Raw genomic sequence first — 23,099 nt, forward strand, 5'->3', positions numbered from 1 at the left:
AACATGTTTAAACAAAACAGATATTCAGGTTTTATTAAGCCGCTTTCTTATATAGTAGACTTAAGTATCATTATAGGGTGTGTTTTTTTGTTTAAAATTAATATTACGCAGATATATGGTTTTATTGCATATGTAAGTTTATTTTGGATTATTATTGCATTTACAAATCATTTTTATGATATAAGTAGGCATACAAAAATTGTTAAAGTAGTTACTTTAGTTATTAGGCAGTTAGTGTTTTTTTCTATTACACTTTATGCTTTTATCGGTATATTTAGACAACCAAACATTAGTAGACTAGAATTAGGAAATTATTTAATTTGTATTTTTTCGCTGATAACCTTTGTTAAGGTTCTTGTATTTTCACTACTGAATAAGTATAGAGCAACCTTAGGAGGGAATTATAGGAAGGTCATCGTAATTGGCGATAACGAGAAAACTAGGCAGCTAATCAATATTTTTAATAAAAGGCAAGATTTCGGATATAAGTTTGAAAAACAGTTTACTATTAGGGATGATGATTTTTCGTTGCATAAATGTTTTAACTATATTATTGAAAATGATATTAACGAAATATATTCTTCAGTAGCCGAATTATCTAATAAACAAATAAACAGATTAGTTGATTTTGCAGATAATAACTTGCGAGAACTTAAGTTTATACCAGATAATAAAGATATTTATTCTAGAAAGTTGAAGTATGAATATTACGATTATATACCAATTTTATCATTTCGTAGTATTCCAATTCAAGAGCGAGTAAATAAAGTTGTTAAACGTATTTTCGATATATTGTTTGCATCTTCTATAATAGTATTTGTTCTATCTTGGTTAACTCCAATAATAGCGATTTTAATTAAATTAGAATCTAAAGGCCCTGTGTTCTTTAAGCAATCTAGAAATGGGTTTAATTACAAAGAATTTGATTGTTATAAGTTTAGGTCTATGACGCCTAATGAAGATGCGCATTTGCATCAAGCGACCAAAGGTGATATTCGTATAACAAAAATGGGAGCTTTTATTCGTAAAACGAGTATAGATGAGCTGCCTCAGTTTTTTAACGTGCTCTTAGGAGACATGTCTGTTGTTGGGCCAAGGCCTCACATGGTAAGTCATACTAATTTGTATGCCCGTAAAGTTGATAAATTTATGGTGCGCCATTTTGTAAAGCCAGGGATTACAGGTTTAGCTCAGGTAAGTGGTATGCGTGGAGAAATAGAAGAAGATAAGGATATTATAAATCGCGTAAAATATGATATCTTTTATATTGAAAACTGGTCGTTACTACTCGATATTAAAATTGTGATACAAACGTTTGTAAATGCAATAAAAGGCGAAGAGAAGGCTTATTAATGTTAAAAATTTTGACACCTTCAGTCTCCATAATAACACCCATGTTTAATTCTGAAGTCTTTATTTCAGAAACTATAGACAGTGTTATAAATCAAACTTATAAAAATTGGGAGTTGTTATTAATTGATGATTGTTCTAACGACAATACTTTAAAAATAATTCAACCTTTCTTGCAAGCGCATTCCAATATAAAACTTATTAAAAACCAAGTTAATTCTGGCGCCGCGATTTGTAGAAACAAAGGTATTCAAGCTGCAAAGGGTGATTATATTACTTTTTTAGATGCTGACGACCTTTGGAAACCAGAAAAACTTAAAACTCAAATTACTTTTATCGAAAAAGAAAATTGTGATGTGTGTTTTTGTAGCTATGATTTAATAAACGAAAAAGGAGACAAATTAAACAAACGAGTTAAAGCTTTAGAAATACTTAGCTATACCAAACTTTTAAAGAGTAATTACATTGGTAATTTAACGGGTATGTATAATGCTCGTGTTTTAGGTGAAATAACAACGTCTAATCTAAGAAAACGGCAAGATTGGCTCTTATGGTTAGCTGCAATTAAAAAGTCAGGAAAACCCGCCAGAGGCATTCAGGAATCATTGGCTTACTATCGTATTCACGAAAATTCAATGTCTTCAAATAAGTTAAGTTTGGTAAAGCATAATTATTGGGTTTATAAAAAAGGATTGAGGTTTTCTACGGTAAAGTCAATCTTTTCGATGCTTGTATTTTTAAATGAGCACTTTTTTGTAAAGTCGAAGCAAATCATTAAGATAAATAAGACTTAAATTGCTTTAGTTTACCACTTTTAGAGCGTTCAAGTTTTTCTTTACGTTCAAACACAACAATTAAATGAGGTTCTAGATATTTTGAAATCGCTTTTTTTATGTGTTCTAAATTTTCCTTAGTTAAAAGCTTATTACTAACATAGCTAATCTTGAAGGTGTCCAACTTTAGTTGCTCAATAATAAACTCTTTTACATTGCCATCATTCTCTATAATGGTTTTTGTAACGTAATAAAAAGTTAATCCGGCCGCTTTTTTTCCGCTGGGTAGCATCACCAAATCACTAGTTCGTCCTACTAATTTTTCTAGAATAGGTTTTTGTAACGTGCTTTTTTTAGATAGAGTTCCAATATCGCCTAAATCGTATCGAATAAATGGATGCGCTTTATTGTAAAGCGACGTAATAACAATACGTCCTTCTTCGCCGTAAGGTAATACGTTATTATTTTTATCTAAAATTTCAACAAATAAATCTTCAGTATTAACTACCCATTGGTCAGTTTTATTTTGGAAAGCAATTAAGCCTAATTCGGCAGCTCCATATTCATTAATAACAGGGATACCTAGTTGTGCTTCTAAAAGGTTTTTATCTTCGCGAAAAAGCATTTCTGAAGTTGTAATACAAGCTTTTAAGGATGGGCAAATGGTTTTTAAAACAATATTATGTTGTTCTAAATATTTTGCAAATTGAACAATAGAACTTGTGTAACCGTTAATATAATCGAACTTAGTTTTGCTGAATTTCTCAATATTTTTTTCTAATTGAGAATCACTTAAATCGAAAACGGAAAAGCGAAACCGATTACTTAATGCATCTTTAAAACGTTCTTTATAATAGTCTTTTTTATCTAAAGGAATTCCATAGAAACGGGCTTGTTTAGAGTGATTCAAATCTAAATTAAAGCAACTGTATCTATCCATAAAATTTGCCCAAATTAAGGCATGGCAAAATTTATCTTTCGCAAAAATAAAGGGTGTCCCCGATGATCCAGAAGTTTTATTAATAAAAACAGTTTTGGCAGTAAATCCTTCAGAAAGTCTTTGTTCTAGAGGTTGCTGTAAATCACGTTTTGTCATTACAGGAATGCTATTCCAATCGCTTAAATCTACGTTTTTTACAAACTGTTTATAAAACGGATTATGTTTTAAATGATGATCTAGAATATCACGTTTTGAGGTTTCAATATAACTTTGAAAATCTAATTTTTGTTTACTTTGGATTGTTTTCAAAAAGGCCTTAGCTTCCTTTATCGGGAAGCCTTTTAATTTTAAAGACAAGTTGAATAATTTCAAAATAAAATAGAGTATAATAGTTTTTGTAAAGTAAATAAAAAATATTCGTGTTTTCGTGGCATTAGTTTTATTTTTGTCTTTCGTAATTACGAAAAATAATAATCAACAATTTGTTATTTCCGTGTAAACGGAAGTATAAAAACATCGAAAAATAATGAATATTTTAATTCTTGGTTCAGGCGGAAGAGAACATACATTTGCTTGGAAAATTGCTCAAAGTCCTTTATGTAATCAGCTTTTTGTTGCTCCTGGAAATTCGGGAACTGCAAACGTGGCAACCAATGTAAATATTGGTGTTACCGATTTTGATGCTATTAAAGAATTGGTGTTAGACAAACAAATCGATATGGTTGTTGTTGGTCCAGAAGATCCTTTAGTGCAAGGCGTTCACGATTTTTTCTTGAATGATGATACTATCAAGCATGTCTCTGTTATTGGGCCGCAAAAAGTGGCAGCTGAGTTAGAAGGTAGTAAAGAATTTGCAAAAGAATTTTTATACCGTCATAATATTCCAACCGCAGCTTATGAGAGTTTTACAAAAGAAACTGTAGAAAAAGGTTATGCTTTTTTAGAAACTTTAAATGCGCCTTACGTATTAAAAGCCGATGGGTTAGCAGCTGGTAAAGGTGTTGTTATTCTTAATGATTTAGATGAAGCTAAAGCTGAACTAAAAAGTATGTTGGTTGATGCTAAATTTGGAGAAGCTAGTAACAAAGTGGTTATTGAAGAATTCCTTGACGGCATAGAATTAAGCTGTTTTGTTTTAACCGATGGAGAAAATTATAAAATTTTACCAACAGCAAAAGATTACAAACGTATTGGCGAAGGTGATACCGGTTTAAATACAGGTGGTATGGGAGCAGTGTCTCCGGTACCGTTTGCTACCGATGAGTTTTTAAGCAAAATAGATGAACGTATTGTAAAACCAACAATTAGTGGTTTTAAGAAAGATAATTTACCTTATGTAGGCTTTGTGTTTATTGGTTTAATTAAAGTTGGAGACGATCCAAAGGTTATTGAGTATAACGTGCGCATGGGAGATCCAGAAACAGAAGTGGTTTTACCAAGATTGAAAAATGATTTTGTTGAAATTCTTCAAGCTATGGCAAACGGTACTTTAGATAAAATTAATATCGAAATCGACGAACGCGCTGCAACAACCATTATGTTAGTATCTGGTGGGTATCCAGAAGCTTATGAGAAAGGTAAAGAAATTACAGGAGTAGATACTATTGAAGATTCTATAGCTTTTCATGCAGGTGCACAACTACAAGATGGAAAAATTGTAACCTCTGGAGGCCGAGTTATGGCAATAACATCTTATGGAAATACGTACCAAGAGGCCATAAAAAAATCTTACCAAAACATAGATAAACTAAATTTTGATAAGATGAATTATCGTAAAGATATTGGATTCGATTTATAAGTAAGAATGAGCAGAAATGCTTTTGTTTTCTTCGTTATTATCGTTGAAACTTTTTAATTGTAACATCCAGTAAACCATTGCTGCAAAGCCAATGATTACAAAAATCCAAGAAATAGTACTTGCTGCAAACCAATTTTCAAGTTCTAAAGCTCTTAAAGCATCCATAGGAGTTAAAAGAACATTAACAAATAAATCTTGTATTGCGTAAAAGAAATCTTTCATGTGTGTTATATTATTTCTAACTTGGTTAGATTGTTAGTATATTTACATGGCAAAAATACAAAAACAGTTAATGATTACAAGTATTTTTAGTAAATCTAAGCCAATAAATTTCATTATCGTATTTTTTATTACGCTATTGGCATTTATTGTGGGGCGGTTAGGTTTGCCAACCGAAGAGGTTACAACGCTTTTGGTATTGGAAGAATTCGGGCTATTTTGCGTTTGTTATGTCTCTATTTTACTTGTTAATTTTATAGTTAGTAAAAATAGTTTAAGCGGAAAAAGTAACTATGAAATCTTGTTATTTAGTCTATTTTTATTCAGCTTAACGCAAACTACGAGCAATATAAATATTTTGTTTTCTAACTTTTTTGTATTGTTGGGCTTACGGCGTGTTATAAGTTTACGTTCTCAAATCCAGATGAATAAAAAGTTGTTTGATGCAGCATTTTGGTTTGCTATTGCGGCACTTTTTTACTTTTGGGCCATTTTGTTTTTCATACTAATTTTGGTATCGTTGGCCCTTTATAACGATATAAAAGTAAACCATTGGTTTATTCCTTTTACAGGAGTTGGTGCCGTATTTGTTATCACTTCGGCTGTTTCTATTGTTTATTATGATAGTTTTTTTGATACATTTAAAAGCCTTCCAGAAGTTAGTTTTAACTTTAATAGTTACAATTCCGCCTCCTATATTATTGCAATAACCATCCTTTTATCCTTCGGTATTTGGTCTTCTTTTTATTATATAAAGAGTATTAAAGAGAAGAAAAAAGCATTTCGAGTATCATTTAAGTCTATTTTGCTTTCTGCGATAATAGGCTCTGCCATAGTAGTGTTATCGCCAATAAAAGATGGTAGTGAGTTTTTATTTGTATTCGCACCTTTGGCAATAGTTATAGCCAATTATATTGAGATTATTGAAGAGAATTGGTTTAAAGAAACCTTTCTTGCTATATTGTTTATTCTCCCTTTTGCACTGTTATTGTTGTAGTTTTTGGCCAAAAGCTAAATCTCCAGCATCACCAAGTCCGGGAATAATATAACCTTTATCATTCAGTTTTTTATCAATAGCAGCGATCCATAAATTTGTGTTTTTATCAAAATGTTTTTCAATAAAACCTACACCTTCTTGTGCTCCAATTATGCAAGCTAAATGAACTTCTTTTGGCGTCCCAAAAGGTTTTAAGGCTTCAAAAGTTGCAAGCATAGATTGTCCCGTGGCTAACATAGGATCTGCTAGAATTAGTGTTTTATTTTCTAAATCCGGACAAGCTAAATATTCAACTATAATCTCAAAACTTCCGGGCTCATGTTTATGGTGACGGTAGGCAGAAATAAAAGCATTTTCTGCAGTATCAAAATAGTTTAGTAAGCCATTATGCAAAGGCACACCAGCTCGTAAAATAGAGCATAAAACTATATTGTTATCCAACTCATTAATAACACAATCTCCTAAGGGTGTTTTAATTGTGGAAGCTTTAAAGTTGAAGTTTTTACTCATTTCATAACCCAAAATTTCACCGATACGTTCTATATTTCTACGGAAGCGCATGCTGTCTTTTTGAATTTCAATATCTCTCATTTCAGCGAGAAACGTGTTTAACACAGAGTTTTGTTCAGATAAATGATGAATATGCATAATGTTGTTCGAATTTCTATCAGTAAAGTTAAGTAAATATCAAGTATATTTGTACTTTAAAATTTATACAATATGTTTACAACTAAAGCTAATAAAATTTTTCAGGACGTTATTGCCAAATACCACATTATTAATACAGTCGATCAACCTTTTACAAACGCTTACGCGGAAAGTGATTTACTAGAACATTTATTATATAGAAAATGTTGGATTGATACCGTGCAATGGCATTATGAAGATATTATTCGTGATCCACAAATAGACCCGGTTGCAGCGTTAACTTTAAAACGTAAGATTGATGCATCTAACCAAGATAGAACAGATATGGTAGAATATATCGACAGTTATTTTCTTGAAAAATATAAAGATGTTAAGGTTAAAGATGGTGCTACAATTAATACAGAGAGCCCAGCTTGGGGTGTAGATCGTTTATCAATTTTGGCGCTAAAAGTATACCATATGAATGAAGAAGCAATGCGTACAGATGCTTCCGATACTCATAGAACAGCTTGCCAAACAAAACTTGATATTTTGTTAGAACAACGTGTAGATTTATCTACTGCTATCGATACGCTTTTAACCGATATTGAAAAAGGTGATAAATACATGAAAGTGTACAAGCAGATGAAAATGTATAATGATGATGAATTGAACCCTGTTTTAAGAGGGCAAAAATAATTTATAGAATTATAAAACGGATTGTGCTTTTTTTTGGTTCAATCCGTTTTTTTTAGTGTTGAAATTTAATGCCTAAACCAAAACAACATATTTTAGTTATCCGTTTATCAGCAATGGGAGACGTAGCTATGGTGGTGTCCGTTATACGTGGTTTAGTTGGTAAGTATCCAGATGTAAAAATCACAGTGCTAACCAGAGAATTTTTTACTCCATTTTTTAGAGGTTTACCTCAAGTAACCGTTTTTCCTGCCGATCTAAAAGGTAGGCATAAAGGCGTTTTTGGTCTTTGGAAACTTTCAAAAGAATTAAAGGCCTTTAAAATTGATGTTATTGCCGATTTACACAATGTATTGCGAAGTAATATTTTAAAATTATTTTTCTTCGGAAAACGAACAGTTCAAATTGATAAGGGGCGAGCAGAAAAGAAAGCATTGGTTTCTGGTAAAAAATTTCAGCAATTAAAAACCACACATCAACGTTATGCTGATGTTTTTGGTAAGTTAGGTTTCCCAATTGATATTTCTAACCCCACATTTCCAGAAAGAGTAGTTTTAAGTTCTAAGCTTCAAACGCTTATTGGGCACAGTTTTAAAAAAATTATTGGTATTGCACCTTTTGCAGCTCACGAAGGTAAAATGTATCCTTTAACTTTAATGAAAAAAGTTATTGATGCACTTTCAAAAGATTATCAAATTGTATTATTTGGTGGTGGAAAAAAGGAAGTGGAGGCTTTAAATGATATAGAAAATACATTTGAAAACGTTGTGAGTGCCGCAGGAAAACTTAGTTTAAACGAGGAATTGGACCTTATTTCTAATTTGGATGGTATGTTAGCCATGGATTCGGGAAATGCGCACATGGCAGCTATGATGGGCGTAAAAACAATAACTATTTGGGGTGTAACGCATCCGTTTGCTGGTTTCGCACCATTTAATCAACCTAAAGATTACGCTTTGGTTGCCAATAGAGATCTATTCCCTGAAATTCCAACTTCTATTTTTGGTAATAAATATCCCGAAAACTATAAAGATGCAGCAGGAAGTATTAGTCCAGAAACTATTATTTCAAAAGTAAAAGGTAGTATTTAAACCATTTTTTGTTTCAAGACAACGCTTCTAATGTTGAGGTTTTATTTTTTAATTATAATTCCGTTAGTCATTTCAATATCACCAGGTTTTTCAAACCAAGTTTCCATAAAATCAAAATCGGTTTTACTAACTTCAAATTCAAAAGTATCACCTTTTTCAATATTTCTTTTTAAAACTCTTTCGTAGCGTATTTCTTTAGAGATATCTAGAAAATATGTAGTGAGTTTATAGCCGTTTTCAGAAGAAAACGTTCTGAATTTTTCGCGATGTTTAAATTTTGATAGTCCTAAATCTAAAATAGAATCAGTTCCAGCTTTTTCTAGTTGATGGATTAAATCCAAAATTATGGTTTCAGAGCGTTCAATACGCTCAAGAAACCAGTCTAAACTATCTGTTGGTTTTTTATCCGGAAGAAACAAATTTTTATTCCATGTATCAATAGAAAAAAGAACAGCTTTAGATTTTTCTTTTAAACTATTTGCATAGGTTGTTTTCCCAGAACCTGTATTCCCAACAATTAAGTGAATCATTAAAACTTATTTTTTAAACATCATCAAAATCTACCGTAATAGTTTCTGTTGTTGGGTGTGCCTGGCAGGTTAAAATTAAACCTTCGGCAACTTCACTTTCGGTTAAAATATTGTTTTGGCGCATAGTGGCTTCTCCTTCAGTAATACGGGCTAAACAACTACTGCAAATCCCGCCTTGGCAGGAGTAAGGCGCATCTAAATCTTCATCTAAAGCGGCTTCAAGAATAGTTTGTTTTTGCGACATTTCAAAAGTTGTGCTTTCATCGTCAACGGTAACTGTAATTTTAGTTTTTCCGTTAGGAGTAGCACTGTCTTTGTTAATTTCAGCAGGTTTTGATGCTTTAAAAAGTTCAAAATGAATGCGGTTTTCATCAATATCATGTCCTGTTAAAACATCTTTCACCATATGTATCATAGCCTCTGGGCCACAAAGGTAAAAGGCATCTACTTCAATATGTTTATGTTTGTTTTTTATAACATAATTAACCGTGCTTTTTTCGATTCTACCAAAAATTGCATCGTCTTGATCTTGCTGACTAAAAACAAATTGTACAGAAAAACGATCTTTATGAGCATGTTGAAGTTCTAAAATTTCATCAAAAAACATAGTGTCTTCTTTAGTTTTGTTCCCATAAACTAAAATAACATTACTATGTGTTTCTTCTTCTAAAGCACATTTTATAATACTTAAAACAGGTGTAATACCACTACCAGCAACAAAAGCGGCAATATTTTTGGTTTTGCTATCGTTGGGTGTAAAAGTAAAACGACCTTTTGGTGGTGCAACATCTAGAGTATCTCCAACTTTTAAAGTATTGTTGGCATAAGCCGAAAAGGTGCCATCTTTCACTTCTTTTACGGCAACTTTAAGTTCACCGCTTTTTGGCGAAACGCATAGTGAATAATCACGACGTATTTCGTTACCATTAATTTCGGTTTTTAGGGTAATATATTGTCCCGCCGAAAAAGAAAAAGTTTCTTTTAAATTGTCCGGTAAATTAAAAGCAATGCTAATAGATTTTTCGGTTTCTCTAGTTATGGTCTTAACAGATAGTTTATGGAATGATGACATGTGTATTAATTTTTAACAAAAATAGTGAAGCTTTAAGTTTTTGCCGAAAATTTTTTAACTTACTTTGTAACAAATCACTTAAATTTCTTACTAACAATCATAATTCAATTAAGTATAACCTATTAAATTTCGATTAAAATGAAAAAAGTACTACTCGTTTGTCTATTTATGGTGGCTTTCGCTACAAAATCTAACGCACAAGATTCTTCAGAATTTAAAAATGAAACTGTTGAGTTTATTAAAATTACTGGGGCCGCTAGCGCCTTCGAGAATGCTATCGCGCAATTAGGTATGATGGTTTCTGATGAAAATAAGGAAGCTTACACTACAGAAGCAAACGGAACTTTAGTTGGTCTATACGATAAAATGGCTGATTTATATATGAGTGAATTCACGCAAGGTGAAATTCAGGAATTGGTTAAATTTTACCACACCGATTTAGGTAAAAAGTTAGCGACTAAGCAATTAAAACTAACACAACGCGCCATGGCTTTTGGACAATCTTGGGGAATAGAAGTACAGGGAATCGCTGCTAAATATAATTAAGACGCACCATGATTAAACTATTTTTAAGTTTAGAATGGAAAGCGTTTTTTAGGTCGGCTTCATTTAAAATGAATCTGGTTTTTAAAATCCTATTGGGATTTAGTGCTCTATGGATGCTCGTTACTTTTCTTGGTTTAGGTGTTGGCGCTTATTATTTAATTGAAAAACAATTGCATTTAGATCCATTAACAACCATTAATAATCTGTTGCTTTTTTATTTAGTTTTCGATTTAGTATTTCGTTATTTTCTCCAAAAAATGCCAATCGTTAATATCAGGCCATTGCTTTATTTGCCTATTAAAAAGAGTAAAGTTGTAGGTTTTGCTTTGAACAAAACTATTCTATCTTTTTTTAATATTTTACACGCCTTCTTTTTTGTCCCGTTTTCCGTGATCTTGGTTATTGAAGGACATCCATTTATCAATGTTTTAGGGTGGCATGCGGCAATTTTAGCATTAATTTATTGCAATAATTTTATTAATGTTTTTGTAAATAGTAAAGATTCTGTTTTTTATTCTATTCTTAGTCTTTTTGTTATTCTTGGTGGACTAAAATATTTTAATGTATTTGATATAGCGAGTTTTACAGAACCGATATTTCAAGCATTTTATAACGCTCCTTATTTTGCTTTAATTCCAATTTTGGGTTTAGGTATATTATATAAAACAGCGTTTAGTTATTTTAGAAGAAATTTATATCTCGATGCTGGTTTAGCGAAAAAGGTGAAAATTGTAAAAACTGAAGATTTTGCATGGTTGAATCGTTTTGGAAGTTTATCAACTTTTTTAAAGAATGATATTCGGTTATTAAAAAGAAATAAACGTTCTAGAACGACTTTATTAATGAGTGGTTTATTTATTTTTTACGGACTTCTATTTTTTACAAATTCAATAGAAGCTTACAATGGTCCTTTTTGGAAAATTTTTGCTGGTATTTTTGTTTCTGGTGGCTTTTTGTTCAATTTCGGACAGTTTGTTCCAAGTTGGGATAGTGCATATTACCCGTTAATTATGAGTCAGAATATTAGATACAAAGAGTATCTATCTTCTAAATGGTATTTAATGGTTTTCGCAACTATCGTATCGACCATCTTCGCTTCATTTTATTTATATTTTGGATGGCAAGCGTACGCAGCTGTAGTGGTAGGAGCTATTTATAATATTGGTGTAAACTCACATATGGTACTTTGGGGAGGCGCTTATATTAAAACACCAATAGATTTAACATCTAATAAAAAGGCTTTTGGCGATAAAAAATCGTTTAATGCCAAAACGTTATTATTAACTATTCCTAAGTTAGTTTTACCTATGGTTATTTATGCTATTGGTCATTTTGCTTTAGGAGAAGTATTTGGTTTTGTACTAGTATCACTGGTCGGTATTGCAGGGTTTTTATTTAAAAATAAGGTTTTTGGTATTATTGAAAAAGTGTATAAAGCAGAGAAATATAAAACTATAGCAGCTTACAAACAAAATAATTAAAGGATTATGATAACAACATCAAACTTATCAAAAACATATAACGGAATTCAAGTTTTAAACATTGAATCTTTAGACATCCCCAAAGGCCAAAGCTTTGGTTTAGTTGGTAATAATGGAGCCGGGAAAACTACTTATTTTAGCTTGCTTTTAGATTTAATACAGCCTACAACGGGCTTTATTACAAATAATGGTGTGCAAGTTAACATCAGTGAAGATTGGAAACCCTTTACTTCTGCCTTTATAGATGAAAGTTTTCTGATAGGTTATTTAACACCAGAAGAGTATTTCTATTTTATAGGTGAATTAAGGAATCAAAAAAAAGCAGATGTTGATGCGTTGATAGGTCAATTTGCTGATTTTTTTCACGGTGAAATTTTAGGTCAGAAAAAGTACTTACGTGATTTAAGTAAAGGAAATCAAAAGAAAGCGGGTATTGTTGCCGCACTTATTGGCAATCCTGAAGTTATAATTCTAGATGAACCTTTTGCGAATTTAGATCCAACTACACAAATCCGTTTAAAAGGTATTATTAAAGATTTAGCCGAAAAACAAGGCGTTACCGTATTAGTTTCTAGTCACGATTTATCGCATGTAACAGATGTTTGCGAGCGTATTGTAGTTTTAGAAAAAGGAATGGTAGTGAAAGATTTACAAACTAGTGAAGCAACTCTAAAAGAATTGGAGGCACATTTTGCTGGTGAAGAAGTTGTAGAATAGAAAATTACATCTTATAAATCCAACTCGCCGGATTTTGAGTATTCGTATCTTTAGAAATTACAAAACTCAAAATAGTTTCTCCAGTTGAAGGATTGGTAAATACCTCGCCAATATCCTGCTTTGTAGTTACTTTATCTCCGGTTTTCACATAGATTTTAGACAAGTTTTTGTAATAGGTAATATAATTTCCGTGTTGAATAATTACAAACGGATTCACATTTTTATTAGCAACAACTCCAATTACTTCGCCATTAAAAACAGCTCTAGCTTTTGCGCCTTTTTCGGTTGCAATACGCACACCGTTACTATTTATAGTTAGCGATTTTATTACTGGGTGAGGTTGTTTACCATAACCCATTTGTACGACGCCTTTACTTACTGGCCAAACTAATTTACCACGGTTGGCTTCAAAGTTTTTAGCTAATGCTAAGCCTTCCGGCGTTAGAGCAAAAGTTTTTGAACTCGTCGATTTACCTGCCTTTTTATTCGATTTTGCTATAGCTGCTCTAATAATTTTATTTATTTCTGCATCAATACGTTTGGCTTCTTTTTCTTTTTTCTTAATTTGGTTAGCGTAACGTGAAATGTTACCTTGAATCTCTTTCATTAAAGCTTGCTGCTGTCTGCGCTCACTTTCTAAAGATTTTTGTGTCACCTTGTTTTCAGCAATAAGTTTGTTTTTAATTCCTTTTTGCTTTAATAGGCTGGTGTTTATTGTTTGTAATTCCAGTGTTTTTGCTTTAATTGTTTCACCTTGTTTTTTTTGGTGATCCGCATATTGTTGCATGTATTGCACGCGTTTGTAAGCTTGTTTAAAATTGTTTGAAGACAATAAAAACATAATCCTGCTTTGCTGATTTTTGCTCTTATAAGACTTTACAATCATTGCGGCATATTCAGCCTTCAATTGCTTGAGTTCGTCTCTTAAACTGGTTATTTTGTTCTGGTTTGTGTTTATTTCACGCGTTAGTAAATTGGCTTGGCGGTTAGTAACCTTAATTAAGTTATCCAACACATTTATTTTGTGATTAAAATCTTCGATTAAAGAAAGTTTAGACTTAGCAATCGTTTTGTTTTCTGTACGTAATTCGTTTATTTTCTGAATTTCGCGACGTAATTCCTGACGACGTGTTTCTAACTCTTTTTGTTTATTGTTTTGAGAAAAACTAAGAGAGCCACAAAGCAAAAAGCCTAGTAGAAATATTATTTTATATGAAGATTTTCCTAAAATCATTCCAATTCAATTTTTTTGAAACCTGAAGGTATTTTAAACGGAAAACGTAAGTCTTCGTTTAAAGCAACACTTTTAAATTCGAGATTTATAATGGTTTCTTCATTACCTTCCACAGCAATTACTTTTATATTTTCTGGAAGAATTTGTTTTTCAACCTCTTGATGTGATAAATAATCGATTTGTAAATGTCTGAATTCTTTAGGTTGACTTATTTGTTGCGATTTTATTTTAAATAAAGACGGATCTATTAAAAAGAAAATTTCAAATAAAAGCTGTTGTTTTTTAGGTTGAAGTACATAGGCTTCATCAATAATCGAAGTGCTGTAAGAACCACTATTTAAGTTGAAAATAGCATCGCCTAAAAGTAAATTTTGTACTTTTTGAAAATCGAGCTCTGTTCCTAATAATTTGCTTAAATAACTAAAATCACCTTCAAAATAAGTATTGTCTAATTTGTTGTAGAAGCCAACTTTTTCGGGAGTTATCATGGCTCTAATTACCGAAAATGGAGCGTTCATCCATAATACTTCATCCTTTTTAGCTCTAAAACTTACGGTATTGGTTTGCGACTTTCCGTTTTTATTAAAGTTAATTCTAAGTTTAGCTTGCAGTGTTTTAAAATCTGGTCTTTTCTTAGTGTTTTCTTTAATAACAGCTTTGGACGACATGTTTAAATCGCCACCTCCACCAGTAATTGTTCGCGCCGATTTACAGCTAAAACTTAGTAGGAGGATAAAACTTAAAATGTAATATATAGATTTGTTCATTAATTTTTTAATTGTTGTGCCTTGTCACTAAACGTTTTCGCTTTGTCGGTATTGTTTAAAAGTGTGTAAGCTTTACTTAATTGGCTGTAAAAATCGGCTTCCATTTTAACATCATCAATAATATAATCTAAACCAATTTCTAAAGTATCGATTGCTTTTTTAGGTTGATTTAGGTTATTTAAAGCCACGCCGTTTATTAAGTATAGCAAAGGTTGCGATGGGTATTTTTCTAAAGCGTCTGTACTTTTTTCTTCAACTTGTTTATAATCTTGTAAATCTATTTGAAGCAATAAAATATTTTTTAGGACCGCAAAATTATTGCTGTCTTGGGCTAAAGCTTTTTCGAAATACTCTAGAGCTTTTGGTTTATCATTTTTAGACAAGTAATACTGGCCCATTTCTAATAACGATTTTTCGTTATCTTCCTGGCTTACCATAGCTGTGGCTTCTAGTAAATCGGCTTCGTATTGTGGGTTTTGTTTAACGAAATTCACAAAATCTGATAATACTTTTACTTTAGCTTCAGGTTTAATTTGTGTGCTTTGCACAACAATTTTCATAGATTCAATAGCTTTGTCTGTATTGTTTTCATCTAAATAAAACTTGTACAATGCCAAATGTACTAATTGCGAATTCGGGTTCGTTTTAAGAAGTTCCTTTGCTGTTTCAAAAGCCTTTTCTTTGTTGTTGTTTTCGCTGTAGCGGAAAATTAACGCTAAATAATTCGACTCTTTATCAGGGTTGTTTTCAACACGAGATTCTAAATTTTCTATCTGATCTTTTTTACGACCTGTCGCTTCATATGCTATATTTCGTAAACGATCTCTAGCGATAGAAACTCCAAACTTAGTATCTAATTCATCTAAAAGTTGAAGAGCCTCGTCGTACTTTTTAGTTTTCACATAAAGTGATGCTAAATCTTCTTTGTAATCGGGATGATAACTAACAAGTTGCTTAACCGTTTTAATGGCATTGTCTAAATCGTTTTGTCCTGCATAAAAACCGTAAAGTTCATCTAGAAACCATTCGTTATCGGGCTCTAAATCTACTGCTTTTTTCAAAGCATCTTCTGCAGCGTTATAATTTTTAAGTTTAAAATAGCTTTTCCCTAATTCAAAATATAAAACAGGAACTGCTTTATTTAAAGCAATACATTTCTGAAAATTTTCAGCCGCACGATCGAAATTCTCAATGCTTTTCTGTTTTAAAGCTTCGTAAAATAACTCTTGGAACTCATCGTCATTATTACCTAAATCATCATTTGGTAATTTGTTAAAATCCACTTGCGCATAGTTCACCTCCGGAAAGATTAACATTCCAATGGTGAAAATGAATAAGTAGATTTTTTGTTTCATTTTAAAAAGACCTTTCAACTATCATTAAAGTTGAGAGTTAGATTTTAATTAATAATGTAAACTTCAATTTATAAAATTTCCTGTTTCAAGGGAGTGGACAAAATTATTCTAAAACAGAATAATCACCAATACTAATACTTGTAAAATCTCCGTCGTATTTCACGTGATTTCCAATCATAGCATTATCTAAATTTGCGTTTTTAATGTTTGAATTTGTTTGAATTAAACTGTTTTTAATAGTCGAATTTTCAACAACTGTATTATATCCGATAGATACAAAAGGTCCAACGGTAGCATCCTTAAGCACTACATTTTCACCAATAAAGCATGGCTCTATGATGTTCGAGTTTTCTAACTTCGCCGATGAAGCTACTAATTGCTCTTCACCATCTGCCTTTAAAAAACCTAACATACGTTGGTTAGTTTCGATGGTAATAGCTTTGTTTCCACAATCCATCCACTCATCTACAGTTCCGGTTTTAAACACTTTGCCTTCGGCCATCATGCGTTTTATACCGTCGTTAATTTGGTATTCGCCACCGTTCATAATGTTTTCGTCAAGAATTTCTTGTAGCTTTCCTTTTAAAACAGCAACATCTTTAAAGTAATAAATACCAATTACGGCTTGATTGCTAACAAAAGATTCTGGTTTTTCAACAAGCTCTATAATTTCCTTATTATCGTTTAACTTTACAACACCATAAGCTTCTGGATTATCTACTTGTTTAGTCCAGATAACACTATCGGCTGTTGGATCTAAATCGAATTCGGCACGTATTAATGTATCGGCGTAAGCAATAACTGCTGGGCCAGAAAGTGAAGGCTCTGCACACATAATAGCGTGGCCAGTTCCTAATGGTTTATCTTGACGATAAATAGAGGCTTTTGCCCCTAAGTTTTCGGCTAATGCTTTTAGACTATCTACAACATCGTCACCAAACCAAGCAGGATCGCCTAAAACAAAGGCAATTTCTTCGATAGGTTGTTTTAAAACTTTTGCAATATCTTTTACCAAACGATGAACAATAGGTTGCCCGGCGACTGGGATTAATGGTTTTGGTACGGTTAAGCTATGTGGCCGTAAACGAGATCCTCGTCCTGCCATTGGAACTATTATTTTCATAGTAAGTCTATTTTATTCCTTTGTGAGGAATTGGTTTTGTTTAAGTTGATTATTTTACGCCTGTACTTCCAAATCCGCCTTCACCTCTTGAGGTTTCAGATAATTCTTCGACAGCTATCCATTCGGCACGTTCATGCTTGGCAATTACTAATTGTGCAATACGTTCACCATTTTCAATAATGAAATCCTCGTTTGAAATATTAACTAAAATCACACCAATTTCACCACGATAATCAGCATCAACGGTTCCTGGTGCGTTTAAAACGGTTACACCTTTTTTTGCAGCTAAGCCACTTCGTGGGCGTACTTGTGCTTCAAAACCTATTGGTAACTCGATAAAAAGCCCTGTTTTTACAATAGTTCTCGCTAAAGGTTTTAACGTGATAGCTTCTGATATATTTGCTCGTAAATCCATACCCGCCGATGCTATGGTTTCATAGTGCGGTAACTCGTGGATAGATTTATTTATTATTTTTATTTGCATGGTTTTTACTAACGTTTTACTTCGTTTTTAAGATATTTTTAATATCATCTTTCTCTGAAAAATAAACGATTCCCAAAAATACAATTAACATTGATATGCCTACAACATAATTGCCTCTAAATTGATAAAAGGATAATATGGCTAGACCAATGGAAAGGATAAGATATAATAATATTTTTTTTAGATTATATGGAATTGGATAATATTTTCGTCCAAAATAATAGGATAAAATCATCATAAAGGCATAAGCTGAAAGTGTAGCCACGGCAGATGCTTTATAGCTATATTCGTTTATAAAAAGGATATTGATTGTTAGAGTTATAATGGCGCCAGCTATTGAGATGTAAGCACCAAATTTTGTTTTGTCTGTAATTTTGTACCAAACCGATAGATTATGATAAATACCTAAGAAAAAGTTTGCCATTAAAATAATAGGTACTACCCACATAGCTTCCCAGTAATCTTCGCTTCTAACTATTATTGGTTTTAAAACATCGGCAAAAACAACAACGCCAAGCAAAATAATGGACCCAAGCGCTACGTAAAACTCTAGTATTCTAGCATAGTTCTTTTGCGGATTTTTAGTTTTTGCGTGACTGAAAAAATAAGGTTCAATACCTAAGCGATAGGCTGTTGCAAAAAGCGTCATAAACAGTGCTAGCTTATAACATGCAGAATACATGCCAATATCGGTATCGGCAATGTTTTCTGGTAATAGTTTTTTTAGTAGAATACGGTCGAATGTTTCATTTATAGAAAAAGCAACGCCAGAAATTAAAACGGGGTAGGCGTAACGCATCATACGTTTCCATAGATCGGAATTGAATATATATTTAACTCTCGTGTAGAAAGGAAACATTAAAAGTAGAGTTATTCCGCTTGCAATTAGATTGGCTATAAATATGTAACTAATTTCAAAGTTGTCTTTACAAATACTATCGAAAATTGAAAAGTTATATGATAAATCTTTTAAAGCGAGTAAAAAGAAGAGGTTTAATCCTAAGTTAATAGCGACATTCAAAATTTTTATTACAGCATAGCGCATGGGCTGCTGCGTTGCTCTTAGCCACGCAAAAGGTATAATAACTAAGGCGTCTAAAAGTAGTATCCAAATAACAAGGTTAATGTATTTTACGTCAATATCTATAAATGAAGCAATTTGGTTTTGAAAAAATAATGCCAAAACGAAAAAGAATATTGACGAAATGATAAGTGATATTGTTGAAGTCCCTGTAACAGTAGTGTTATCCTTTTCGTTATTGAAAAATCTAAAAAAAGCCGTTTCCATACCATAGGCAAGTATGACGTTGAATAGTACGAAATATGAAAAAATAACCGATACCTTACCATATTCACTAACCGATGAAAGCACGCCATCACTTGTATAGAGAGGTACAAGCATAAAACTCAACATTCTTGGCAAAACCGTGGCTAAACCATAAATAAAAGTTTGTTTGAATAGTGATTTAAGTGCGCTCAATGATTGCTTGTTTGATGGGCTAAAAATACGGTTTTAGCTAACGTAATGCAAAGATAAGTTATTGCTTGTTATGTGTTGTGCTTGGATAGTTAATTGATGGTTTTTTAGAGATATTCAAGATTTTATAATACATAGTTTTTTCACCATGTTTAAAGGTAATTACGCATTCGTCATTGTTTAAAACAAAGGGAATCGGTTTTGTCTGTTTTTGGATGGTATTCCCATATTCTTCTTCACGATTGCTACTTAGGTTTATATGAGGTTTTTGTTTTGTTATAAAATGTGCAACGTATATGTTGTTTTTTAATAGCTCTAGCTTTTTAACCTGATTTTTAAAGTAGACGCTATCTAAAGCAATTTCATTATTGGCATTTATGGAAATATATAAATTTGTGCCTGAATCACCATGTTTTATACCAGAATTCCAGTTTTGAAAGTAAGTCTCTCCGAGATCAAACGGCATTTTTTTTTGTAACTTTTGTGAGCTTGCACATTGTGTAAAAGTAAACGATATAACTAAAAGTAAAAAGGCAGATGATATGAGTTTTAAAAATTTCATTTTAATATTCGTTTGAATTTATAAAAGCATAGTTTCAATTTTAATGCCAAAAAGAAAAGGCCCTTCAGGTTATATAACTTGAAGGGTCTTTTAATATTTTAATGAGCTACTGAAAATCTCTTTAGCTAATATAAAGTTTCGTCTAATTATTTAATGCTTCTGCACCACCAACAATTTCTAAAATCTCGTTAGTAATAGAAGCTTGACGTGCTTTGTTGTAAGTTAATTTAAGTTGATCTCTTAGCTCGGTTGCGTTATCTGTTGCTTTGTGCATAGCAGTCATACGAGCGCCGTGTTCACTTGCAAAAGAATCGCGAATACCTTTATATAATTGTGTTTTTAAAGACTTAGGAATTAACTCCTCTACAATTTCTAGTTTTGATGGTTCGAAAACATAATAAGGAATATTATCTACTCCGCCCTCAACTGGTTCAACTGGTAAAAATTGCTCTGTTGTTACAATTTGTGTTGCTGCATTTTTAAATCTATTATAAACCATTACGATTTTATCGAATTCGGCGGTAATAAATTTATCCATTAACATTTCGGCAATTTCAGAAACGTTATCAAAAGTTAAATGATCGTAAATATCACTTTTGTTATCAATAACATTATTAGTTTTCTTAAAGGCATCATTTCCTTTTTTACCTATAGCAAGATAAGAAACCTCTTGGTTTGCATAAGTTTCAGAAGTCAATTTCGCAACTTCTTTAATAATGTTAGAGTTAAAAGCACCAGCTAAACCTCTGTTAGAGGTTATTGTTACAATTAGCACCTTTTTTACTTCACGTTGCGTTGCGTATGCACTTCCAGAATCATCATCCAAAGTGGCGCTCAAACTTTGTAAAAGTTCGGTTAACTTATCTGAATAAGGACGCATTGCGGTAATAACATCTTGTGCCTTTTTTAACTTTGCAGCCGATACCATTTTCATGGCACTGGTAATTTGCATCGTTGAAGATACCGATGATATTCTGTTACGTATTTCTTTAAGATTAGCCATTCTTTATTTTTATAAAGACTCTGTGATTGCCATCAGAGTGACGTTAATTTTATAATTTAAAAGAATTTATGAGTTAGACAATTCTAACTCATAAATTCAAAATGTTTTATGCTTTATATTTAGCTGAAAGCTCTTTACATACAGATGATAATGTATCTGTAACTTCATCAGTTAATTTACCTGCTTTTAAAGTATCTAAAACACCTCTATGTTTAGCGTTTAGGAATTCAAGATAATCTCTTTCGAATTCTTTAATTTTATTAACAGGAACGTCTTTTAATAAGTTTTTAGATCCAGCATAAATAATTGCTACTTGATCTTCAACTTTAAAAGGATCGTTTTGTGCTTGCTTTAAAATCTCAACGTTACGTTTTCCTTTATTAATTACGTTTAAAGTAACAGCATCTAAATCTGAACCAAACTTAGCGAAAGCTTCTAGCTCACGGTATTGTGCTTGATCTAATTTTAAAGTACCAGATACTTTTTTCATTGATTTAATCTGTGCATTACCACCAACACGAGACACCGAAATACCTACGTTAATTGCTGGACGTACACCAGAGTTAAATAAATCTCCATCTAAGAAAATCTGACCATCTGTAATAGAAATCACATTGGTTGGGATATATGCAGAAACATCTCCTGCTTGTGTTTCAATAATTGGTAAAGCAGTTAAAGAACCACCACCTTTTACTAATGGTTTTAATGAATCTGGCAAGTCATTCATTTCACTAGCAATAGCATCATTATTAATGATTTTTGCAGAACGCTCTAATAAACGAGAGTGTAAGTAAAATACATCTCCAGGATATGCTTCACGTCCCGGTGGACGACGTAATAATAAAGATACCTCACGGTAAGCAACAGCTTGTTTTGATAAATCATCAAATACAATTAAAGCTGGTCTACCAGTATCTCTAAAATACTCTCCAATAGATGCTCCTGTAAAAGGTGCATAAACTTGCATTGCAGCAGGATCTGATGCATTTGCAGCTACTATTGTTGTGTAAGCTAAAGCGCCTTTTTCTTCTAAAGTTTTAGCAATAAGTGCTACTGTTGAAGCTTTTTGACCTATAGCAACATATATACAATATACAGGCTCGCCTGCATCGTAAAATTCTTTTTGATTTAAGATAGCATCAATACAAACTGCAGTTTTACCTGTTTGTCTGTCACCAATTACTAACTCACGTTGACCTCTACCAACTGGAATCATAGCATCAATTGCTTTAATACCTGTTTGTAACGGTTCTGTTACTGGTTCTCTATAGATAACACCAGGAGCTTTACGCTCTAAAGGCATTTCATAAGTTGTTCCAGCTATTGGTCCTTTACCATCAATTGGGTTACCTAATGTATCAACAACACGACCAACAATACCTTCTCCTACTTTTACAGAAGCAATACGGTTAGTACGTTTAACTGTAGAACCTTCTCTAACTCCTACTGAAGTTCCTAAAAGTACAATACCTACATTGTCTTCTTCAAGGTTAAGTACGATGCCTTCTAAACCACCATCGAATTCTACTAATTCGCCGTATTGGGCATTAGCTAATCCGTAAGCACGAACAATACCATCCCCTACAGTTAATACAGTTCCTACTTCATCTAAAGTAGCACTTGCTTCGAAACCTGCAAGTTGTTGTTTTAAGATTGCTGATATTTCAGCTGGTTTTAATTCTGCCATCTTATTGTTTATTTAGATCTAAAGACCTTAGTTTAATGTAAATTCTCTTTTTAGTTTATTAAGCTGATTGGCAATACTTGCGTTGTACTGCAAGTCACCAATACGTAAAATGAAACCACCAATAATGTTTTCATCTATAATATTTTCTACTTCTACATCTTTTCCTGTAAAAGTTTTAGCTTTTGCTAAAACACTTTTCTTTAATGTATCTGTTAGCGCTACTGCTGTAGTAACGGTTGCTACTTCAATTCCTTTAGATTTATCTAATAATTGACTGTATTTTACAGCGATATCGCCCAAAATATTAATTCTATTATTAGTAATTAAAGTATCAATTAAATTATTTGTTAAATTATTAGAGTTTTTAAAAACTTCTAATAAAGTTGATTTTTTAATTGAAGATGGAATTACAGGACTTTGAAGTGCTTCGCTTAAATCTAAACTTGTAGCCAAAGTATTAGAGATTAGCTTCATATCATTACCAACAGCATCGGCTGTATTTTGATCTGATGCTAAACTTAATAATGCTTTAGCGTAACGTATTGCTGCTCTTGCTCCCGCCATTATAAT

At 32.2% G+C, this 23,099-nt stretch carries 24 protein-coding genes; 9 read left to right on the plus strand and 15 right to left on the minus strand.

What is annotated here, in order from left to right; all coding sequences use genetic code 11:
- The first annotated feature begins 3 nt into the window (after positions 1-3).
- On the plus strand, positions 4-1,353 hold the full coding sequence (locus M4I23_RS02515) for an undecaprenyl-phosphate glucose phosphotransferase (protein WP_249753331.1): 1,350 nt from the start codon (positions 4-6) through the stop codon (positions 1,351-1,353).
- Positions 1,354-1,364: 11 nt separating this feature from the next.
- Positions 1,365-2,144, plus strand: a complete 780-nt coding sequence (locus M4I23_RS02520; RefSeq protein WP_249753332.1) for a glycosyltransferase family 2 protein — start codon at positions 1,365-1,367, stop codon at positions 2,142-2,144.
- Here the strand turns inward: M4I23_RS02520 and M4I23_RS02525 are convergent.
- Positions 2,125-3,435 carry a phenylacetate--CoA ligase family protein gene (locus tag M4I23_RS02525; RefSeq protein WP_249753333.1) on the minus strand — a complete coding sequence of 437 codons (1,311 nt, stop codon included), beginning with the start codon at positions 3,433-3,435 and terminating at the stop codon, positions 2,125-2,127. The genes M4I23_RS02520 and M4I23_RS02525 overlap by 20 nt on opposite strands.
- 154 nt (positions 3,436-3,589) lie before the next feature.
- Between M4I23_RS02525 and purD the strand changes: the two genes are divergently transcribed.
- A complete protein-coding gene (purD, locus tag M4I23_RS02530) occupies positions 3,590-4,861 on the plus strand; it encodes a phosphoribosylamine--glycine ligase (RefSeq protein ID WP_249753334.1) in 1,272 nt (423 codons plus the stop codon).
- Here the strand turns inward: purD and M4I23_RS02535 are convergent.
- Positions 4,856-5,083, minus strand: coding sequence for a uracil phosphoribosyltransferase (locus M4I23_RS02535; protein WP_158846555.1), 228 nt, complete (start codon positions 5,081-5,083; stop codon positions 4,856-4,858). The genes purD and M4I23_RS02535 overlap by 6 nt on opposite strands.
- 70 nt (positions 5,084-5,153) lie before the next feature.
- Between M4I23_RS02535 and M4I23_RS02540 the strand changes: the two genes are divergently transcribed.
- Positions 5,154-6,077 carry a DUF6427 family protein gene (locus tag M4I23_RS02540; protein WP_249753335.1) on the plus strand — a complete coding sequence of 308 codons (924 nt, stop codon included), beginning with the start codon at positions 5,154-5,156 and terminating at the stop codon, positions 6,075-6,077.
- Here the strand turns inward: M4I23_RS02540 and upp are convergent.
- Positions 6,066-6,725: a uracil phosphoribosyltransferase gene (gene upp, locus M4I23_RS02545; RefSeq protein WP_249753336.1), complete on the minus strand. Its 660-nt coding sequence runs from the start codon at positions 6,723-6,725 to the stop codon at positions 6,066-6,068. The two genes, M4I23_RS02540 and upp, sit on opposite strands and share 12 nt — an antisense overlap.
- 72 nt (positions 6,726-6,797) lie before the next feature.
- On the opposite strand from upp, the gene M4I23_RS02550 reads away from it, so the two are divergent.
- Both M4I23_RS02550 and M4I23_RS02555 read left to right on the plus strand, forming a co-directional pair.
- Positions 6,798-7,403 (plus strand): DUF4254 domain-containing protein, encoded by a 606-nt coding sequence (locus M4I23_RS02550; protein WP_249753337.1) that lies wholly within the window; start codon positions 6,798-6,800, stop codon positions 7,401-7,403.
- Positions 7,404-7,471: 68 nt separating this feature from the next.
- Entirely contained in the window at positions 7,472-8,491 is a 1,020-nt protein-coding gene (locus tag M4I23_RS02555) for a glycosyltransferase family 9 protein (protein ID WP_249753338.1), read from the plus strand.
- A 41-nt stretch (positions 8,492-8,532) separates the two neighbouring features.
- Here M4I23_RS02555 and M4I23_RS02560 read toward each other — a convergent pair whose 3' ends face one another.
- Both M4I23_RS02560 and M4I23_RS02565 read right to left on the minus strand, forming a co-directional pair.
- The gene (locus M4I23_RS02560; protein WP_249753339.1) at positions 8,533-9,021 is read right to left on the minus strand and encodes an ATP-binding protein; all 489 of its coding nucleotides are present in this window, start codon (positions 9,019-9,021) and stop codon (positions 8,533-8,535) included.
- A 13-nt stretch (positions 9,022-9,034) separates the two neighbouring features.
- The gene (locus M4I23_RS02565) at positions 9,035-10,093 is read right to left on the minus strand and encodes a ferredoxin--NADP reductase (RefSeq protein ID WP_249753340.1); all 1,059 of its coding nucleotides are present in this window, start codon (positions 10,091-10,093) and stop codon (positions 9,035-9,037) included.
- Positions 10,094-10,231: 138 nt separating this feature from the next.
- On the opposite strand from M4I23_RS02565, the gene M4I23_RS02570 reads away from it, so the two are divergent.
- The 3 genes from M4I23_RS02570 to M4I23_RS02580 are packed head-to-tail and all read left to right on the plus strand — an operon-like array spanning position 10,232 to position 12,837.
- On the plus strand, positions 10,232-10,639 hold the full coding sequence (locus M4I23_RS02570) for a DUF2059 domain-containing protein (protein ID WP_158846567.1): 408 nt from the start codon (positions 10,232-10,234) through the stop codon (positions 10,637-10,639).
- 8 nt (positions 10,640-10,647) lie between these two features.
- The gene (locus tag M4I23_RS02575; RefSeq protein WP_249753341.1) at positions 10,648-12,120 is read left to right on the plus strand and encodes a DUF5687 family protein; all 1,473 of its coding nucleotides are present in this window, start codon (positions 10,648-10,650) and stop codon (positions 12,118-12,120) included.
- Between the two features lie 6 nt (positions 12,121-12,126).
- On the plus strand, positions 12,127-12,837 hold the full coding sequence (locus M4I23_RS02580; RefSeq protein WP_249753342.1) for an ABC transporter ATP-binding protein: 711 nt from the start codon (positions 12,127-12,129) through the stop codon (positions 12,835-12,837).
- A gap of 4 nt (positions 12,838-12,841) precedes the next feature.
- On the opposite strand, the gene M4I23_RS02585 is transcribed toward M4I23_RS02580, so the two are convergent.
- The 10 genes from M4I23_RS02585 to atpH form a co-directional block, all read right to left on the minus strand.
- Positions 12,842-14,071 (minus strand): murein hydrolase activator EnvC, encoded by a 1,230-nt coding sequence (locus tag M4I23_RS02585; protein WP_158846573.1) that lies wholly within the window; start codon positions 14,069-14,071, stop codon positions 12,842-12,844.
- Positions 14,068-14,838 (minus strand): DUF4292 domain-containing protein, encoded by a 771-nt coding sequence (locus tag M4I23_RS02590; protein ID WP_249753343.1) that lies wholly within the window; start codon positions 14,836-14,838, stop codon positions 14,068-14,070. Before M4I23_RS02590 ends, M4I23_RS02585 begins: the two co-directional genes overlap by 4 nt.
- The gene (locus tag M4I23_RS02595) at positions 14,838-16,193 is read right to left on the minus strand and encodes a lipopolysaccharide assembly protein LapB (protein WP_249753344.1); all 1,356 of its coding nucleotides are present in this window, start codon (positions 16,191-16,193) and stop codon (positions 14,838-14,840) included. The genes M4I23_RS02590 and M4I23_RS02595 overlap by 1 nt, the downstream gene beginning before the upstream one ends.
- 103 nt (positions 16,194-16,296) lie before the next feature.
- Positions 16,297-17,316 (minus strand): sugar phosphate nucleotidyltransferase, encoded by a 1,020-nt coding sequence (locus M4I23_RS02600; protein WP_249753345.1) that lies wholly within the window; start codon positions 17,314-17,316, stop codon positions 16,297-16,299.
- A gap of 49 nt (positions 17,317-17,365) precedes the next feature.
- Entirely contained in the window at positions 17,366-17,800 is a 435-nt protein-coding gene (gene dut, locus M4I23_RS02605) for a dUTP diphosphatase (protein WP_249753346.1), read from the minus strand.
- 16 nt (positions 17,801-17,816) lie between these two features.
- The gene (locus tag M4I23_RS02610; protein ID WP_249753347.1) at positions 17,817-19,280 is read right to left on the minus strand and encodes an oligosaccharide flippase family protein; all 1,464 of its coding nucleotides are present in this window, start codon (positions 19,278-19,280) and stop codon (positions 17,817-17,819) included.
- A 58-nt stretch (positions 19,281-19,338) separates the two neighbouring features.
- On the minus strand, positions 19,339-19,839 hold the full coding sequence (locus M4I23_RS02615) for a hypothetical protein (RefSeq protein WP_249753348.1): 501 nt from the start codon (positions 19,837-19,839) through the stop codon (positions 19,339-19,341).
- A gap of 142 nt (positions 19,840-19,981) precedes the next feature.
- Positions 19,982-20,842, minus strand: a complete 861-nt coding sequence (gene atpG / locus M4I23_RS02620) for an ATP synthase F1 subunit gamma (RefSeq protein ID WP_249753349.1) — start codon at positions 20,840-20,842, stop codon at positions 19,982-19,984.
- A gap of 106 nt (positions 20,843-20,948) precedes the next feature.
- On the minus strand, positions 20,949-22,529 hold the full coding sequence (gene atpA / locus M4I23_RS02625) for a F0F1 ATP synthase subunit alpha (protein ID WP_249753350.1): 1,581 nt from the start codon (positions 22,527-22,529) through the stop codon (positions 20,949-20,951).
- Between the two features lie 27 nt (positions 22,530-22,556).
- The gene (gene atpH, locus M4I23_RS02630; protein WP_158846592.1) at positions 22,557-23,093 is read right to left on the minus strand and encodes an ATP synthase F1 subunit delta; all 537 of its coding nucleotides are present in this window, start codon (positions 23,091-23,093) and stop codon (positions 22,557-22,559) included.
- Positions 23,094-23,099: the final 6 nt, after the last annotated feature.

This window comes from Algibacter sp. L4_22 (genome assembly GCF_023473045.1).
Classification (GTDB): domain Bacteria; phylum Bacteroidota; class Bacteroidia; order Flavobacteriales; family Flavobacteriaceae; genus Algibacter.